The 14,900-nt window shown below is 72.7% G+C and carries 16 protein-coding genes; 7 read left to right on the top strand and 9 right to left on the bottom strand.

The window, feature by feature from the left end; all coding sequences use genetic code 11:
* Positions 1-17 precede the first annotated feature (17 nt).
* Together BJK06_RS10585 and BJK06_RS10580 are read left to right on the top strand one after the other, a co-directional pair.
* Positions 18-1,268, top strand: coding sequence for an FAD-dependent oxidoreductase (locus tag BJK06_RS10585; RefSeq protein ID WP_070417862.1), 1,251 nt, complete (start codon positions 18-20; stop codon positions 1,266-1,268).
* Positions 1,269-1,308: 40 nt separating this feature from the next.
* Positions 1,309-2,187 carry an aldo/keto reductase gene (locus tag BJK06_RS10580; RefSeq protein WP_070417861.1) on the top strand — a complete coding sequence of 293 codons (879 nt, stop codon included), beginning with the start codon at positions 1,309-1,311 and terminating at the stop codon, positions 2,185-2,187.
* A 65-nt stretch (positions 2,188-2,252) separates the two neighbouring features.
* On the opposite strand, the gene BJK06_RS10575 is transcribed toward BJK06_RS10580, so the two are convergent.
* Both BJK06_RS10575 and BJK06_RS10570 read right to left on the bottom strand, forming a co-directional pair.
* A complete protein-coding gene (locus BJK06_RS10575) occupies positions 2,253-2,717 on the bottom strand; it encodes a hypothetical protein (RefSeq protein WP_070417860.1) in 465 nt (154 codons plus the stop codon).
* A 108-nt stretch (positions 2,718-2,825) separates the two neighbouring features.
* Positions 2,826-3,722, bottom strand: coding sequence for a hypothetical protein (locus BJK06_RS10570; RefSeq protein ID WP_070417859.1), 897 nt, complete (start codon positions 3,720-3,722; stop codon positions 2,826-2,828).
* A gap of 85 nt (positions 3,723-3,807) precedes the next feature.
* Between BJK06_RS10570 and BJK06_RS10565 the strand changes: the two genes are divergently transcribed.
* The gene (locus BJK06_RS10565) at positions 3,808-4,773 is read left to right on the top strand and encodes an NAD(P)H-quinone oxidoreductase (RefSeq protein ID WP_070417858.1); all 966 of its coding nucleotides are present in this window, start codon (positions 3,808-3,810) and stop codon (positions 4,771-4,773) included.
* A 24-nt stretch (positions 4,774-4,797) separates the two neighbouring features.
* Here BJK06_RS10565 and BJK06_RS10560 read toward each other — a convergent pair whose 3' ends face one another.
* From BJK06_RS10560 to BJK06_RS10530, 7 genes are all read right to left on the bottom strand, one after another.
* Positions 4,798-5,568 (bottom strand): amino acid ABC transporter ATP-binding protein, encoded by a 771-nt coding sequence (locus BJK06_RS10560; RefSeq protein WP_070417857.1) that lies wholly within the window; start codon positions 5,566-5,568, stop codon positions 4,798-4,800.
* The gene (locus BJK06_RS10555) at positions 5,565-6,443 is read right to left on the bottom strand and encodes an amino acid ABC transporter permease (protein WP_070417856.1); all 879 of its coding nucleotides are present in this window, start codon (positions 6,441-6,443) and stop codon (positions 5,565-5,567) included. The genes BJK06_RS10560 and BJK06_RS10555 overlap by 4 nt, the downstream gene beginning before the upstream one ends.
* A 4-nt stretch (positions 6,444-6,447) precedes the next feature.
* Positions 6,448-7,272: an ABC transporter substrate-binding protein gene (locus tag BJK06_RS10550; protein WP_070417855.1), complete on the bottom strand. Its 825-nt coding sequence runs from the start codon at positions 7,270-7,272 to the stop codon at positions 6,448-6,450.
* 83 nt (positions 7,273-7,355) lie between these two features.
* Positions 7,356-7,853 (bottom strand): cupin domain-containing protein, encoded by a 498-nt coding sequence (locus BJK06_RS10545; RefSeq protein WP_258027617.1) that lies wholly within the window; start codon positions 7,851-7,853, stop codon positions 7,356-7,358.
* Positions 7,850-9,220 (bottom strand): amidohydrolase family protein, encoded by a 1,371-nt coding sequence (locus tag BJK06_RS10540; protein WP_229085764.1) that lies wholly within the window; start codon positions 9,218-9,220, stop codon positions 7,850-7,852. Before BJK06_RS10540 ends, BJK06_RS10545 begins: the two co-directional genes overlap by 4 nt.
* Positions 9,217-10,905 carry an adenosylhomocysteinase gene (locus BJK06_RS10535; protein WP_070417854.1) on the bottom strand — a complete coding sequence of 563 codons (1,689 nt, stop codon included), beginning with the start codon at positions 10,903-10,905 and terminating at the stop codon, positions 9,217-9,219. Before BJK06_RS10535 ends, BJK06_RS10540 begins: the two co-directional genes overlap by 4 nt.
* 59 nt (positions 10,906-10,964) lie before the next feature.
* On the bottom strand, positions 10,965-11,942 hold the full coding sequence (locus BJK06_RS10530) for a PrsW family intramembrane metalloprotease (protein WP_070417853.1): 978 nt from the start codon (positions 11,940-11,942) through the stop codon (positions 10,965-10,967).
* A 73-nt stretch (positions 11,943-12,015) separates the two neighbouring features.
* Here BJK06_RS10530 and BJK06_RS10525 point away from each other — a divergent pair, with 73 nt between their 5' ends.
* The 4 genes from BJK06_RS10525 (at position 12,016) to BJK06_RS10510 (ending at position 14,837) form a co-directional block, all read left to right on the top strand.
* On the top strand, positions 12,016-12,279 hold the full coding sequence (locus BJK06_RS10525; protein ID WP_070417852.1) for a glutaredoxin family protein: 264 nt from the start codon (positions 12,016-12,018) through the stop codon (positions 12,277-12,279).
* A 64-nt stretch (positions 12,280-12,343) separates the two neighbouring features.
* Positions 12,344-13,183, top strand: a complete 840-nt coding sequence (locus BJK06_RS10520) for an amidohydrolase (RefSeq protein ID WP_156794833.1) — start codon at positions 12,344-12,346, stop codon at positions 13,181-13,183.
* A gap of 41 nt (positions 13,184-13,224) precedes the next feature.
* A complete protein-coding gene (locus BJK06_RS10515; RefSeq protein ID WP_070417851.1) occupies positions 13,225-14,094 on the top strand; it encodes a fumarylacetoacetate hydrolase family protein in 870 nt (289 codons plus the stop codon).
* Positions 14,091-14,837, top strand: a complete 747-nt coding sequence (locus BJK06_RS10510; RefSeq protein ID WP_070417850.1) for an SDR family NAD(P)-dependent oxidoreductase — start codon at positions 14,091-14,093, stop codon at positions 14,835-14,837. The genes BJK06_RS10515 and BJK06_RS10510 overlap by 4 nt, the downstream gene beginning before the upstream one ends.
* The last annotated feature ends 63 nt before the right edge of the window (positions 14,838-14,900 follow it).

The following is a 14,900-nucleotide window of genomic DNA, read 5'->3' as shown; positions in this document are numbered from 1 at the left end:
GGGGTAGCGTCCGGGGCATGGTGACGGTCTCGCGGACGACGGTCGCGGTGGTCGGTGGCGGCCCCGCCGGGGTCGTCCTCGGCCTGCTCCTCGCCCGTGCCGGCATCGCGGTCCGGGTCGTCGAGAAGCACGACGACTTCAACCGGGACTTCCGCGGTGACACCGTCCACGCCTCGACGATCCGGCTGCTCGACGAGCTCGGGCTCGGGGAGCGGTTCGCCGCCCTGCCGCAGTCGCGCCTCGACGACTTCTCCCTGCCGCTGCCGGACGGCTCGCGTGCGCTCCTCGGCGACTTCTCGCGCCTGCGCCCGCCGTACGACCACGTGGCGATGGTGCCGCAGTGGGACCTGCTCGACCTGCTCGTCACCGCCGCCCGCGAGGAGCCCTCGTTCGAGATCACGATGGGTCTCGCGGCCACCGGCACGATCGAGGAGAACGGCGTCGTGACGGGCGTGCACCTGGCGCCGTACCGCGATCCGGACGGCGTGACCGAGGAACTCCGCGCCGACGTCGTCATCGCCTGCGACGGCCGTGACTCGGTGCTGCGCAGCGCCGCCGGCCTGCACCCGCGGTCGTTCCCGGTGCCGTTCGACACGTGGTGGTTCCGGCTCCCCCGCGAGCCCGGCGACGCGACGACCGCGCTCGTCCCGGCGTTCTCCGGCACCGACGTCCTGCTCAGCTTCCCGCGGCCCGACTACCACCAGGTCGCGTACTTCGCGCCGAAGGGGTCGGACGCGGCCCTCCGCGCCGCCGGGGTGGAGGCCTTCCGGGCCCGGGTCGCGCGGCTCCGACCGGACTTCGCGGGCCGCGTGGACACGATCGCGTCGATGGACGACGTGCACGTGCTCGACGTCCGGATGGACCGGCTCACCCGATGGTGGCGTCCGGGGCTGCTCTGCATCGGCGACGCGGCGCACGCCATGTCCCCGGCGGGCGGCGTCGGCATCAACCTGGCGGTGCAGGACGCGGTCGCGACGGCTGCGATCCTGGCGCCGGCGCTCGGACGGGGGCTCCGCGGCGCGGACCTCGACCGTGCCCTCGCCGCGGTGCAGCGGCGGCGCACCCCGCCGGCCGTGGTCGTGCAGACCGCCCAGGCGTTCCTGCACCGCGTGGTGTTCGAGCGGGCCTTCGCCGGGGCCCTGCAGGCCGGCCCGCCGCGGCTCCCCGTCCTGCTCGCCCGGTACGTGCCGCCCGTCCGCGGCCTCTACGCGCGCGGGATCGCCTTCGGACCGCTCCCCGAGCACGCCCCCGCATGGGCACGGCGCTGACCCTGGACACGACCCGTCCCTCCCGGCGCATGCTGGGGGCATGAAGCAACGAGTCATCGGAGACGTGTCGGTCAGTGCCATCGGACTCGGCGGGATGCCCATGTCCATCGAGGGGCGTCCGGACGAGCGGCAGTCCATCGCGACGATCCACGCCGCGCTCGAGGCCGGCGTCACGCTCATCGACACCGCCGACGCGTACCACCTGGCCGCCCACGACGAGGTGGGGCACAACGAGTCGCTCATCGCGAAGGCCGTGCGGGAGTTCCACGGCGACACCTCGGACGTCCTCATCGCCACGAAGGGCGGGCACCTCCGGCCCGAGCCCGGCCCGTGGGCGCAGAACGGCCGTCCGGAGTACCTCAAGGAAGCGGCGAAGGCGTCCGCGAAGCGCCTCGGAGTGGACGCCGTCGGGCTCTACCAGTTCCACCGTCCGGACCCGGCGGTGCCCTACGCGGACTCGATCGGTGCGCTCGCCGAGCTCCTCGACGAGGGCGTCATCCGGATGGCCGGCATCTCGAACGCCGACCCCGACCAGATCCGCACGGCGAACGAGGTCCTCGACGGCCGACTCGCCTCGGTGCAGAACCAGTTCTCGCCGAAGTTCCGCTCGAGCGAACCGGAACTCGCACTGTGCGACGAGCTCGGGATCGCGTTCCTGCCGTGGAGCCCCCTCGGCGGCATCGCGAACGCCGCGGAGCTCGGCACCGCCTACGAGGACTTCGCGTACATCGCCCGCGACCGCGGCGTCAGCCCGCAGGTCGTCGCGCTGGCGTGGGAGCTGCAGAAGAGCGACGTCGTCGTCCCCATCCCCGGGGCGTCGCGCCCGCAGTCGATCCTCGACTCGGTGACGGCCGCGACCGTCAAGCTCCGTCCCGAGGACGTGGCCCGACTGGACGCGTCGCAGCCGGCGGCTGCGTAGACGACGCGACCCGCGCCTCCTGGACTGCCCTGGAGGCGCGGGTCGCGATCACGCGTCGGCGCGCGTCAGGACTGGCAGACCTCCTGGAAGTCCTTGCCCGTCGTCTCCAGCTTCTGGAGCCCCTCGGTGAAGCCGGAGCTGGACAGCGCCGACGGGTCCTTCGAGGCCGCGAGGTCCTTCGTCATGCCCACGAAGTCCGAGAAGGCGCCCGCGAACGCGTCGGTCTTCGGCTTCACCTCGGTGTTGGTCACCTTGTCGGCGCTGTCCTCGAGCGTGGCGTCGAACTCGTCGAGCTTCGCCATCGCGGCCTGCGGGTCGCTCTGCAGCTCGGTGAGCTGCATCTGCATGCCCTTCGTGGCGTCGGTGACCTCGTTCGTGAACAGCTTGCAGGCCTCGGCCTTGGTCTGCGTCGGGGTCGGCGTCGACTTGGCGGCCGTCGTGGCGTCCGAGCCGGAGCCGCCGGCGGAGCAGCCGGCGAGGAGTGCGACGGCGATGGCGGCCGTGGTGAGCGAGACGAGCTTGGTGCGCATGGTGGTGGGTCCCCCCGGAGTCGTGCCCGCGACCCCGGGACGGGGTGCGGATCCGCGTCGAGGCTACATGGGAGATCCACAGGTCGACCGCGTTCCCGGTGCAGTCACTCAGTGCCCGCTGCGGAGCGGCGCGGCCGAACGGAAGAGCCCCTCGACGAGTTCGTCGATCCGGGCGTCGGCGATCGCGAGGTCTCGTTCGCCACGTTCCCTCGCAGCGTGACGCCCGTCGGCGCCCAGGACGCTCGTCCACGGGGTCGGGTGGACGTCGAGGCCGACGGACTGGTGGTAGTCGCGGTACTTGAAGGCCGCTTCGGTGGCGGCGGGAGACTTCAGCGAGACGAGGGTCGCGGGCGTCCGCAGCGCGTGCGCGAGGATCACGCCGTGCATGCCAGCGCTCATCACGTGCTCCGCCGCACCGAGCTCGGCCAGCATGTCGGCGGGCGTCAGGGTCGGCGAGAGGAGGCGCACCCCGGTCGAGCAGATCGCGGAGATCGTCCGCCGCTCGACCGCGGTCATGTGGGACGTGAAGTGCGAGACGAGCACTGTGCCGCGACGGCGTTCCCGGGGCAGGCCCGGACGGAGCGACCGGACGAGGAGTCCCGGGTCGCCGATCTGGGTGGACTCCGGCAGGCCGAGCGCCGCCCGCGCGAGCGGTCCACGGATCGCGAGGACGCGGTCGCGGACCGCAGCCGCACGGTCCGCCGGGACGTCCGGCGTGTGCAGGCCGGTCCCCCAGATCTGGCCGACGCCACCGCGCGTGAGGTACGGCACGATCGCGCTGCCGATGGCGACGATGTCTTCACGGCCGAGGGGCGCCCACCGGACGCGCCGACCGAGGGCCTCCGTGAGAACGAGCTCCGAGAGCTCGTCCCCGTGGTTCGTGAACGCTCGTCCACGCCCGAGTGCGAGCCTGGACCACGCGGGGGCGTGGTCACGGAGTTCGTGCGCCAGTGCGCGGAGATCCCGACGGGGAGACCACCAGAAGGCGTTGATCGGTTTCGTCATGTGCTCTCTCTTCCACCCGAGTTGAAATAAGAATATCACATGCGAGAGATTCCTCGCCGTGTTCGTGACGCGTAGCGTCGGGGGCATGCGAGCGATCACCTCCGAGAACGGCACCCTCGACCTGCACGACCTCCCCGACCCGGTCCCCGGAGCCGGCGAGGTCCTCATCGAGGTCGCGGCCGCCGGGGTGAACAACGCCGACCTGCAGCAGGCGGCCGGCAACTACCCGCCGCCTCCCGGGGCGTCGGACGTCCTCGGCCTCGAGGTCTCCGGCACCGTCCGCGCACTCGGCGACGGCGTCGAGGGGTTCGCCGTCGGAGACCGGGTCTGCGCGCTGCTGTCCGGCGGCGGCTACGCGGCACTGGTCGTCGCCCCGGAGACCCAGGTGCTGCCGGTGCCGGAGGGGATCGACCTCGTCGAGGCCGCGGGGCTGCCGGAAGCCGCGTGCACGGTGTACTCGAACGTCGGCATGCTCGCCGGGCTCCGCCCCGGACACACCCTGCTCGTGCACGGCGGCACCGGCGGCATGGGGTCGCACGCGGTGCTCTGGGCGAAGGCGCTCGGAGCGACCGTGATCGCGACGTCCGGGGGTGAGCGGAAGGTGCAGGCCTCCCGGGAGCTCGGCGCGGACCTCGTCGTCGACCACCGCTCGGAGGACTTCGTCGCACGGGCGCTCGAGTTCACCGGGGGCCGTGGCGTGGACGTGGTGCTCGACGTGGTCGGGCCGGACTACCTGGCGCGGAACATCGAGGTCCTCGCGCCGAACGGGCACGTCGCCGTGATCGCCTCGGGCAGCGGCCGCACCGGCGAGCTCGACCTCGGCGCGATGATGCGGAAGCGGGCGACGATCAGTGCGACGACCCTGCGTGCCCGGCCGCTCGACGAGAAGGCCGCGATCGTCGAGGCCGTCCGGTACAACGTCTGGCCGTTCGTGGCGGACGGTCGGGTGCGCCCGGTCATCGACTCGGTCCTGCCGCTCGCCGAGGCCGCCGAGGCGCACCGGCGGGTCCGGGACGGTGAGGTCGTCGGGAAGGTGCTGCTGACGCCCTAGGCGCGCAGCACCCGGGCGGGTGCGTCAGGCGTGGACGCGGGCGAGGAACTCGACGAGCGCGGGGTGCTGGGGGGCGTCGAGGACCTCGGCCGGGGCACCCTGCTCGACGACCTCGCCCTGGTGCAGGAACACGATCCGGTCGGCCACGTTCCGCGCGAAGTGCATCTCGTGCGTGGTCATCAGGATCGTCGAGCCCTGCCGCTTCAGCTCGGTCACCAGGTCGAGCACCTCGCCGACGAGCTGCGGGTCGAGGGCGCTCGTGACCTCGTCGAGCAGCAGGAGCTCGGGGTCGGACGCGATCGCGCGCACGATCGCCACGCGCTGCTGCTGCCCGCCGGAGAGCCGGTCCGGGTAGGCCCCGGCGAAGTCGGCGAGGCCGATCCGCCCGAGGAGCCGCCGGGCGGTCTCCTCTGCCTGCGCCCTGCCGACGCCGTGCACCTGCCGGGAGGCGAGGGTCACGTTGTCGAGCACGCTCATGTGCGGGAACAGGTTGAACTGCTGGAACACGACGCCGATCCGGGCCCGGGTGGCGTCGACGTCGATGCGGGGATCGGCGATGTCCGTGCCCTGCAGCAGGATCTCGCCGTCGTCGATGCCCTCGAGCAGGTTCACCGTCTTGAGGAGCGTCGACTTGCCGGAGCCCGAGGCCCCGATGACGCAGATGACCTCGTGTCGGTGCACCGTCAGGTCGATCCCGCGCAGGACCTCGTGCTCGCCGAATGCCTTGCGCAACCCGCGCAGCTCGAGGACGGCGGCCGACGTGTCGGGGGTGATCCGCGCCTCCTGGCCCGTCATACGGTCCCTCCGATCTGCTCGCGCCGCTGCTGGCGACGCGCGATCGCGTCCGTGACGCGGATCAGCGGCAGGCTGATCACGACGAAGAGCAGTCCGGCGACGAAGTAGGGCGTGAAGTTGTAGGTCTCGGCCTGGGCGATCTGCGCGGAACGGACCGCGTCCACCGCGCCGAGGATCGACACGAGACCGACGTCCTTCTGCATCGACACGAAGTCGTTCATGAGCGCGGGCGTGACCTTGCGGATCGCCTGCGGCAGCACGACGAGGCGCAGGGTCTTCGCGTGCGACAGCCCGAGCGACCGGGCGGCGAGGCGCTGCGAGGGGTGCACGGCCTCCATGCCGGCGCGGAGCACCTCGGCGATGTACGACGAGTAGGTCAGGACGATCGCGATGGTGCCCCAGACCTCGGCGGGGAGGCGCGGGAAGACCCCGAGGCCGGGGATCCCGTAGCCCACCAGGTACAGCACGATGATGAGGGGCAGGCCGCGGAACAGGTCGGTGTAGCCGGTGGCGAGCATCCGCAGGGGGAAGAACACCGGGCTCCGCAGGCCCCGGACGACCGCCAGCAGGGTGCCGAACACCGCGACGCCGATGGCGCTGAAGAACAGGATCCGGATGTTCAGCCAGAGGCCCTCGAGGATCGACGGGAACGAGTCGATCGCGGTCTGCGGATCGAAGAACGACTGCTGGACCGCGGCCCACCCGGGGGTGTTCACGACGCCGAAGTAGACGACGGCGATCACGACGAGCGTCGACGCGACGGACACCACGATCGACCGGCGTCCGCGCTGCCGACGGTAGAGCCGACGCTCCAGCTCGACCTGGCTCGGCGCGGCTGCGGCCACCGGGGTGCCGGCGCCTGCTGGAACGGTCATGCGGCTACTTCAGGACGGGGGTGTCGGTCTCCGAGGAGAGCCACTTGGTCTGCAGGTCCTGGAGCGTGCCGTCGGCCTTGAGCGACTTGAGTGCCTTGTCGACCTTGCTCGTCAGTTCGGAGTCCTTCGGCAGCACGAAGCCGAACTGGTCACCCGTGCCGTCGGACGGGAACTGCGCCGAGACCGTGCCCTTGCCGTCGAGCTGCGCGCCGGACATGTAGAAGGCGGTCGGCAGGTCGGTCACGATCGCGTCGATCTGGCCCGACTTGAGCGCGAGGACGGCGTCGTCGTTCGAGTTGAAGACCTGCGGGGTGACCCCGAGGACGTCCTTCACGCTCTGGATGCTCGTCGACCCGGTCGCGACACCGATCGCGTCCTGCTTCAGCGCCGCGATGGTGGTGTCGTCGGCGGCCTTCGAGGACTGCGTCGTCACGACCGCCTGGGTCGTCGTGTAGTACGCGCTCGACATGTCGACGGCCTTCTTGCGCTTGGCGTCGATGGAGAACTGCTGGACGTTCAGGTCCCAGTCCTTCGGGCCGGGAGCGATGGCGCTGTCGAAGGTGCTCCGCTTCCACACGACGTCGGACTCGTCGTAGCCCATCTCCTTCGCGACGGCGTAGGCCACGGCGGCCTCGAAGCCCTTGCCGGACTGCGGCTTGTTGTCCTCGACCCACGGCGAGTACGCGGGCTGCCCGGTCGCGATCGTGAGCTTGCCGTCGGTGACGGTGCCGTCGGCGTTGCCGCTGCCGCCCGCCGAGCAGGACGAGAGCGCGAGTGCGGCGACCGCAGCGGTCGCGACGGCGATGGTGAGACGGAGGGATCGGGTCACGGTCGGGCCTTCGTGCGAGGGGGTGGGGGCAGGACGAAGTGTACTTCGCGTTGGGATACCAACGCGAAACAGATGTCTCGCGACTACTCGGCGAGCGCGAAGTCGTCGAACGAGAACCCGGGCGACACCAGGCAGCTCAGCAGCACCTCGCCGTCGCCCGGCAGGGTCCGCTGCCACACCCCGCCGCGCACGAACGCCTGCGCGTCGTTCACCCGGTCGCGCCCGGCGTCCGGGCCGAGCGTGATCGTCGCCCCGGGCTCGGGCTGGTCGCCGTCGCCACCGAGCTGCAGGTCGACGCTGTCCGGCCCGTGCCACATCCATATCTCGTCGCTCGTGACCCGGTGCCAGGCCGAGGCCTCGCCCGGGGGCAGCAGGAAGTGGATCAGGGTCGCGGCGGGCCGGTCGCCCGCCGGCGTCGACACGGTCGCGGGCGAGGTCCAGGTGCGGACGTACCAGCCGCCCTCGGGGTGCGGCTCCATGCCGAGGGCGACGGCGCGCTTCGGCACGTCGAGCCACTCGATCAGGGTTCCGTCGACGGTGCGACGGGCGGCCATGCCCGGGCGGGGTGCGGTCTCGGTCATGATTCCTCCAAGGAACGATCAGGTGGGGCGGGCGGGCCGGTCAGCGCACCGTCGACGGCCCGGACGACACCGCGGACCACGGTCGCGACGGCACGGCCGGCTCCATCCTCGACGAGTTCGGCGAGGGCGTCCGGCACGGTCCGGGCGTCGACGTCGAAGACGGCCAGGTCGGCACGTGCCCCGACGGCGAGGTGCCCGATCCGGTCCGGCCCGACGGCGAGCCCCATGGCGTGCGCGCCGCCGAGGGTCGCCGCGGCGAGCAGTCGTTCGTGCAGGTCGCGGTGCCCGTAGCCCTGCGACCGGGCGATCCGGTGCAGCGCGGTGACGTCGGCCATCAGGTCGAGGGACGGCGACGACGACAGCGAGTCCGTGCCGATCGCGATCGGGCTGCCCTCGCGCAGGTAGTCGGCGACGGGTGGCGGATCGAGCCCGATGACGGCGTTCGAGCGAGGGCAGAGCGCGACGGCGGTCCCCCGTGCGCGCAGCAGTGCCCGGTCGGCGGCGGTCATGTACACACCGTGCGCGATGTGGCAGTCGGGGCCGAGCACGCCCAGCCGGTCGACGAACGCGGTCGCGCTCGCACCGAAGCCGAGCGCGCGCATGGCCCGGAACGACGGCACGTTCGCCAGGTGCCAGTCGTTGCCGTGGCCGACGCCGTCGACGCCCTCGAGCCCGGGCACCGGCCCGAGGGCGACGCGCTCGCCCTCGAACGCGGCCTCGCCGAGGTGCAGGTGCAGCCGGAGACCGCGCTGGCGCACGATGTCGGGGAGTTCGAGCAGTGGGGCGACGTCGAGCGAGTACGGCGCGTGCGGGGAGAGCCCGGCGCCCGGGTCCGTCGGGATCCGCTCGAGTTCGGCGAGCACTTGGTCGCGGCCGTGGGACTGCCAGGCCGCGTTCTCCCAGTCCATGACCTCCCAGTAGGCGATGCCGCCGAGGCCCGCTTCGGCGAGCACGGTCGACGCCTCGATGTCCGTGACGACGTCGGCGATGCTCGTCACACCGGCGAGGATCGACGACGTCGCGCCGGCTGCCGCCTCGGCGTGCCAGTCGTGCGGCTCGGCGTAGTCCTCGTTGAACGCGCGGGCCCAGTCCTCGAAACCGCTGTACTGCCGCTGTCCGACACTGGCCATGCCGGTGTACTGCAGGTGCGAGTGCGCGTTCACGAGACCGGGGAGGAGGGCACCTCGCCACGGCCGTTCGGTGAAGGGCACGCCCGAGCCGGCGAGCTGGTCGACGACCCACGACCGGTCGCCGACGTGCAGGATGCGGCCGTCCTGCACCGCGACGGCGCCGTCGGCGATGGGCGGCGCCGTCATCGGCACGACGATGCGCGCCGAGTGGACGGTGACGGGGTGCCCGGCGGTCACGACGGGTCTCCGAAACGGCGGGTCCGGACGTCGGGCTCACGGTCGGCGGGGTGCTCGGCGAGCGGTCCAGGAGGCGCGGCTGGCGCTCCGAAGGCGGCGAGCGCCGCGCGGGCGGTCGCCTCGTCCACCGCGGGGTCGATCGGCACGACGGCACGGTCGAGTTCGTCGCCCCGTTCGAGGAGCATCCGGACGGCGCCGAGCTGTGCGGCGAAGGACAGGTCCATGATCTCGATCGGGTTGCCCTCGGCAGCGGTGATGTTGATGCAGCCGCCGCCGTCGAGCACGATCGGGCCGCAGTCCGCACCGGGGAACACGAGTCGCTCGGCCTTCGGACCCACCGGGACCCGCTCGGCGCCGGCTGCTCGGGCGTCGTCGAGCGCCACCTCGTGGTCGACGCCGCCCGCGACCGCGACGACCGTGCCGTCCGCGCACGACCGCAGCGTGCGGAGGTCGACCGTGTCGGCGACCCCCGTGGCGCTCATCACGAGGTCGGCGTCCTGCACCGCCTCGGCCAGGGGTGCGACGGCGTAGCCGGCGAAGAGCGCCTGCAGGGCGCGGACCGGGTCCGTCTCGGCGACCGTCACCCGCAGACCGAGTGCCGTGAGCACCAGGGCGACCCCCTCGCCGACGTGGCCGAACCCGGCGACGACCGCCGTGCCTCCCGGGACCACGCGGTGCGTACCGGACGGGAGCCGGTCGAGCAGGTCGAGCACCGCGAACACCGTCGACTGCCCGGTGCCGTACCGGTTGTCGAAGAAGGTCTTGGTGCGGGCGTCGTTCACCGCGACGACGGGGATGCCGAGCTCGCCTCGCGCCGCCATGGTGCGGAGCGGGCGGAGGCCGCTCGTCGTCTCCTCTGCTGCGCCGAGCATCGTGGGCACCAGGTCCGGGCGCTCCTGGTGCGCGAGACGGATCACGTGCGAGCCGTCGTCGAGCAGGATGTCCGGCCGGGTGTCGAGCATCGCGAGGGCGAGGGCCCGCTGCTCGGGGAGCGAGGCGGCACTGCTCGCGTACACGGTCAGCCCGGCTGCCCGGAGCGTGTCGGCCACGGCGTCGTCGGTCTCGTCGGCGTGGGCGTAGACGACGACCTCGGCGCCGGCGTCCCGGAGGAGCAGGCTCAGCACGGCGGTCTTCGGCTCGAGGAACATCGCGACGCCGATCCGGGTGCCACGGAGGAGTCCCCCGTCGCGGAGCTCGGCGGCGACCGCTCGCGACACGGGCATCGACCGGCGGGCCCAGCGCAGGCGGGCCTCGGCGGCGGGGTCGTCCTCGGGGTCGCGGCCGGTGGAGACGAGGAAGACGTCGTCCGAGGTCATCGGCACCCCGAGGACCCCGGGACGGGCGATCGCGACCGGGCCGAAGGCGTCCTCGTCGACGGCGGGGAGGTGTCGTCCGGCGTCGACCACGACGAGGGTCGCACCCCGGGGACGGTCGGCTTCGCGCTCGATGACCGGCGTGGAGTCCTCCGGTGAGCCGGCGCACCAGAGCTGGTCGACGGGTTCGTGGGGCAGCGCCTCGCGGGCGCCGAGCCCCGTCAGCAGGGAGCGCAGCGCCGCGGTGTCGCGGGGGTCGCCGCCGACGATGCGGAAGCGGCGCGCGGCGACGAGGAGGTTCGTCGCGCTCGCGAAGCGCCGGACGGCCGCCGAGGCCCAGGCGCGGGTCTCGGGGTCGGCTCCTGGCGGCATGCCCCAATCGTAGGGCGAGCGGGTGGCGCGCCCGTGTCCGGCGGGTGGCCGGGGGCTCGTCAGCGCAGGACGTGTGGCGGGGGCGTGCCGTCCCACCCGTCGCCGACCGGCGACGACGACGAGGCAGCCGGCCAGCCGGCGAGCGCGTTCGCGCTCCGGTCGAGCCGTCGGTGCCGGCGCAGCACGCTGACGAGGACCACGACCCCCACGGCCGACACGATCGCGAGCCCGATCACGTACAGGGTCGTCGCGACGCCGGCGATCGACGCCGGGACGACCCCGTTCCGCGCCGCCGAGAACGGCGTCCCCGTCACGACGAACGCCAGCAGGGTCGAGATCGTCGAGTTCGAGTCCCACAGCCCGTGCAGCAGGGAGACCCCCACGTAGGCGACGACCGGGGCCCACGACCACCGGAACCGGTCGCGACCACGGGCGGCCCCGAACAGGACGGCGCCGAGGATCGACGTCCACAGCACGTGCCCGACCGGGGACAGCACCGCACGGACGACCTCGGTCTGCAGCAGGGACACCAGGTCGATGCCCCGCGCGGTGATCGCCGCGTTGAACGCGTACCCCGCCGACTCGAACGCGGCGAACCCGGCTCCGACCGTCGCCCCGAGGAGTGCTCCCTGCCGAGCCGTCTTCGGGCGGACCCGCCACCCGACGAACAGCAGCAGGACGCCCTTGACGAACTCCTCGACGAACCCGACGACGATGTACACCAGGGCGTCCTGCTGCAGGTTCGCCTCGAGCAGGGACGCCCCGAGGACGCCGAGGATCCCGCCGACGAAGAACGCGACGATGAGCTGCATCGTGCTCACCGATCCGGTCACCCGCTCGATGACGAACAGCACCACCGTGAAGGGCACGAGGAAGCTACCGAGCAGGATGATCGTCGGGACGAGGTTCGTGTTCAGCGTCGTGATCGTGACGACGATCGTGACCACCCAGAGCAGGAACCCGACGAGGAGGGTCTTCCACCACCAGCCGTGACGGTGGTGCGGGTGAGCGGCGCGGACGTCCGTGGACAGGCTCATGGAGCCATGGTGCTCCGCGGCCGCACCGGGGGTCACGGGAATGCGCGGGGCTCGTCGGACGTACTCTCTGGGCATGAGCGATGCATCCTTCGACAAGGTCACGATGTTCGGTGCGGACTGGTGCCGCGACTGCCGCCGTTCCAAGGCGCTGCTCGACACCCTCGGGGTGGACTACGAGTACGTCGACGTGGAGGCGGACCTGACCGCGGCGGACCGCGCCGAGGAGATCAGCGGGCGGAAGAACATCCCCGTCGTCGTGCTGCCGAACGGGAAGCACTTCGTCGAGCCGTCGGACGCCGAACTGCGCTCGGAGCTCGCGGCCGCCGGCCTCGTCTGACGCCCGGGCGCGCTCGCGCCGCCTCCCCCGCCCGGACATCGGATGAATCGGGCATGATGGCGGCGTGATCATCGACGCTCACCACCACCTCTGGGACCCGGCAGACCGTCCCTACCCCTGGATGGACGACTCGGTCGCCCCGATCCGGCGACGGTTCGACGTGGACGACCTGCGTGCGGCCACCACCGGGACCTCCGTCACGCGGACGATCGCGGTGCAGGCGGTGCACGACCCGGGCGAGACCGCCTGGCTCCTCGCGCAGCCCGCGCCGGTCGCGGGCGTCGTCGGCTGGGTGGACCTGACCGCGCCCGACGTGGCCGAGCGCGTGGCGTCGGTGTCGACCGGTCCGGGCGGCGAGCGGCTCGTCGGCATCCGCCACCAGGCACAGGACGAGCCCGACCCCGGGTGGCTCGCCCGGCCGGAGATCGTCCGCGGCGTCCGTGCCGTCGCGCGTGCCGGCCTCGTGTTCGACCTGCTCGTGCGGGCCCGGGAGCACGACGCCGCCCTCGCCCTCGTCGACGCCGTGCCCGAGGCGTCGTTCGTCCTCGACCATGCTGGCAAGCCGTCGATCGACACCGGGGACCCCTCGTGGCCGGACCGGATGCGGGACTTCGCCGTCAGGCCCAACGTGGCGTGCAAGGTCTCCGGGCTGCTCACCGAGGCGGGTACCGACTGGCGGGAGCGCCCCGTCGCCCGGTACGCCCGCGCGGTCGTCGAGCACTTCGGCCCGGAGCGCTCGCTGTTCGGCTCCGACTGGCCGGTGTCGACGCTCGCTGCCGACTACGCCGAGGTCCTGCACACGACGAGCGACGCCCTCGCCGACCTGTCGCCGGCCGAGCGCGACGCTGTGCTCCGCGGGACGGCCGAGCGGATCTACCTTGCCGGAGCCTCGACTCAGACATAGGATGTTTCCGCTGCACCGGCGCAGCAGGAGAGCGAGGAACGATGCGGTTCGCACGACTTGGCCCGGCGGGCGACGAGATCCCGGTCGCGATCGACGACGACGGCGAGGTGCTCGACCTCCGGAGCCTCACCGGTGACATCAGCGGTGGCTTCCTGGCGTCCGACCCCGGCCCCGACGCCCTCGTGCGGCACGCCCGCGCCGCCGGCGACCTTCCCGTGATCGACCGGGCCGCCGGTCTCCGGCGCGGGTCGCCCGTCGCCCGCCCCGGCAAGGTCGTCTGCATCGGCCTGAACTACCGCGACCACGCCGCCGAGACCGGCGCCGACATCCCCACCGAGCCGATCGTGTTCATGAAGGACCCGATGACGGTGATCGGACCCGACGACGAGGTCCTCGTCCCCCGCGGCAGCACGAAGACCGACTGGGAGATCGAGCTCGCGATCGTGATCGGCACCACCGCGCGCTACTGCGCGTCCGAGGACGAGGCCGCGACGCACATCGCCGGCTACGCCATCGCCAACGACGTCTCGGAGCGCGCGTTCCAGCTCGAACGCGGCGGGCAGTGGGACAAGGGGAAGTCCTGCGAGACGTTCAACCCGCTCGGCCCGTGGCTCGTCACGCCGTCCGCGCTCGAGGCGGACGGTCTCGACCCGAACGCCCTGTCGCTGCAGCTCCGGGTGAACGGCGAGCTCCGGCAGGACGGGAGCACCCGGGACATGATCTTCCGGCCGGCCGAGATCGTCCGGTACCTGTCGCAGTTCATGGTCCTGTACCCGGGCGACGTGATCAGCACCGGGACACCCGCGGGGGTCGCCCTCGGCAGCGGTGCGCCGTACCTGCAGGCCGGCGACGTCGTCGAACTCACCGCCGAGGGCCTCGGCTCGCAGCGCCAGACGATGGGCGCAGCATGACCGCCGGGACCCACGAGGGCCTGCGTGCCGTCGTCACCGGGGGCGCCTCGGGGATCGGCGCCGCGATCGTCGCCGCACTCCGTGACCGAGGTGCGACCGTCGCGGTGCTCGACCTGCAGCCCGCGGACGACGCCCTGTCGTTCCGCTGCGACGTCGGTGACGACACGTCCGTCCGGGCAGCGGTCGCCGACGCCGTCGAGCAGCTCGGCGGGCTCGACGTCCTGGTCAACAACGCCGGCATCGGCGCACAGGGCACCGTCGAGGACAACCCCGACGACGAGTGGCGCCGCGTGTACGAGGTGAACGTGCTCGGCGCGGTCCGGCTCTCGCGCGCGTGCCTGCCGCACCTCCGCGACTCCGACGCCGCGAGCATCGTGAACACCTGCTCGATCGCCGCCACCGCGGGGCTGCCCCAGCGCGCGCTGTACTCGGCGACGAAGGGCGCGATCGCCGCCCTGACCCGCGCCATGGCGGCCGACCACCTCCGGGAGGGCATCCGCGTCAACGCCGTCAACCCCGGCACCGCGGACACCCCGTGGGTCGCGCGGCTGCTCGAGCGCGCCGACGACCCGGCAGCGGAACGGGCGGCCCTGGAGGCACGCCAACCGCACGGACGCCTCGTCGCCCCCGAGGAGGTGGCCGAGGCCGTCGCCTACCTCACCAGCCCGCTCGCCCGGTCGACGACGGGTGTCGACCTCGCGGTCGACGGCGGGATGCAGGCGCTCCGGCTCCGGCCCGCCTGATGGGCCTTGGAGGCGCGACTATCGTCGTCGTGTCGGCTCGCGTGGGCGAGTGGCCGAGCAGGA

It is taken from the genome of Curtobacterium sp. BH-2-1-1, from assembly GCF_001806325.1.
GTDB lineage: Bacteria > Actinomycetota > Actinomycetes > Actinomycetales > Microbacteriaceae > Curtobacterium.
Note: the sequence above shows the minus strand (reverse complement) of the source record. Positions and strands in the feature narration are given on the sequence as shown.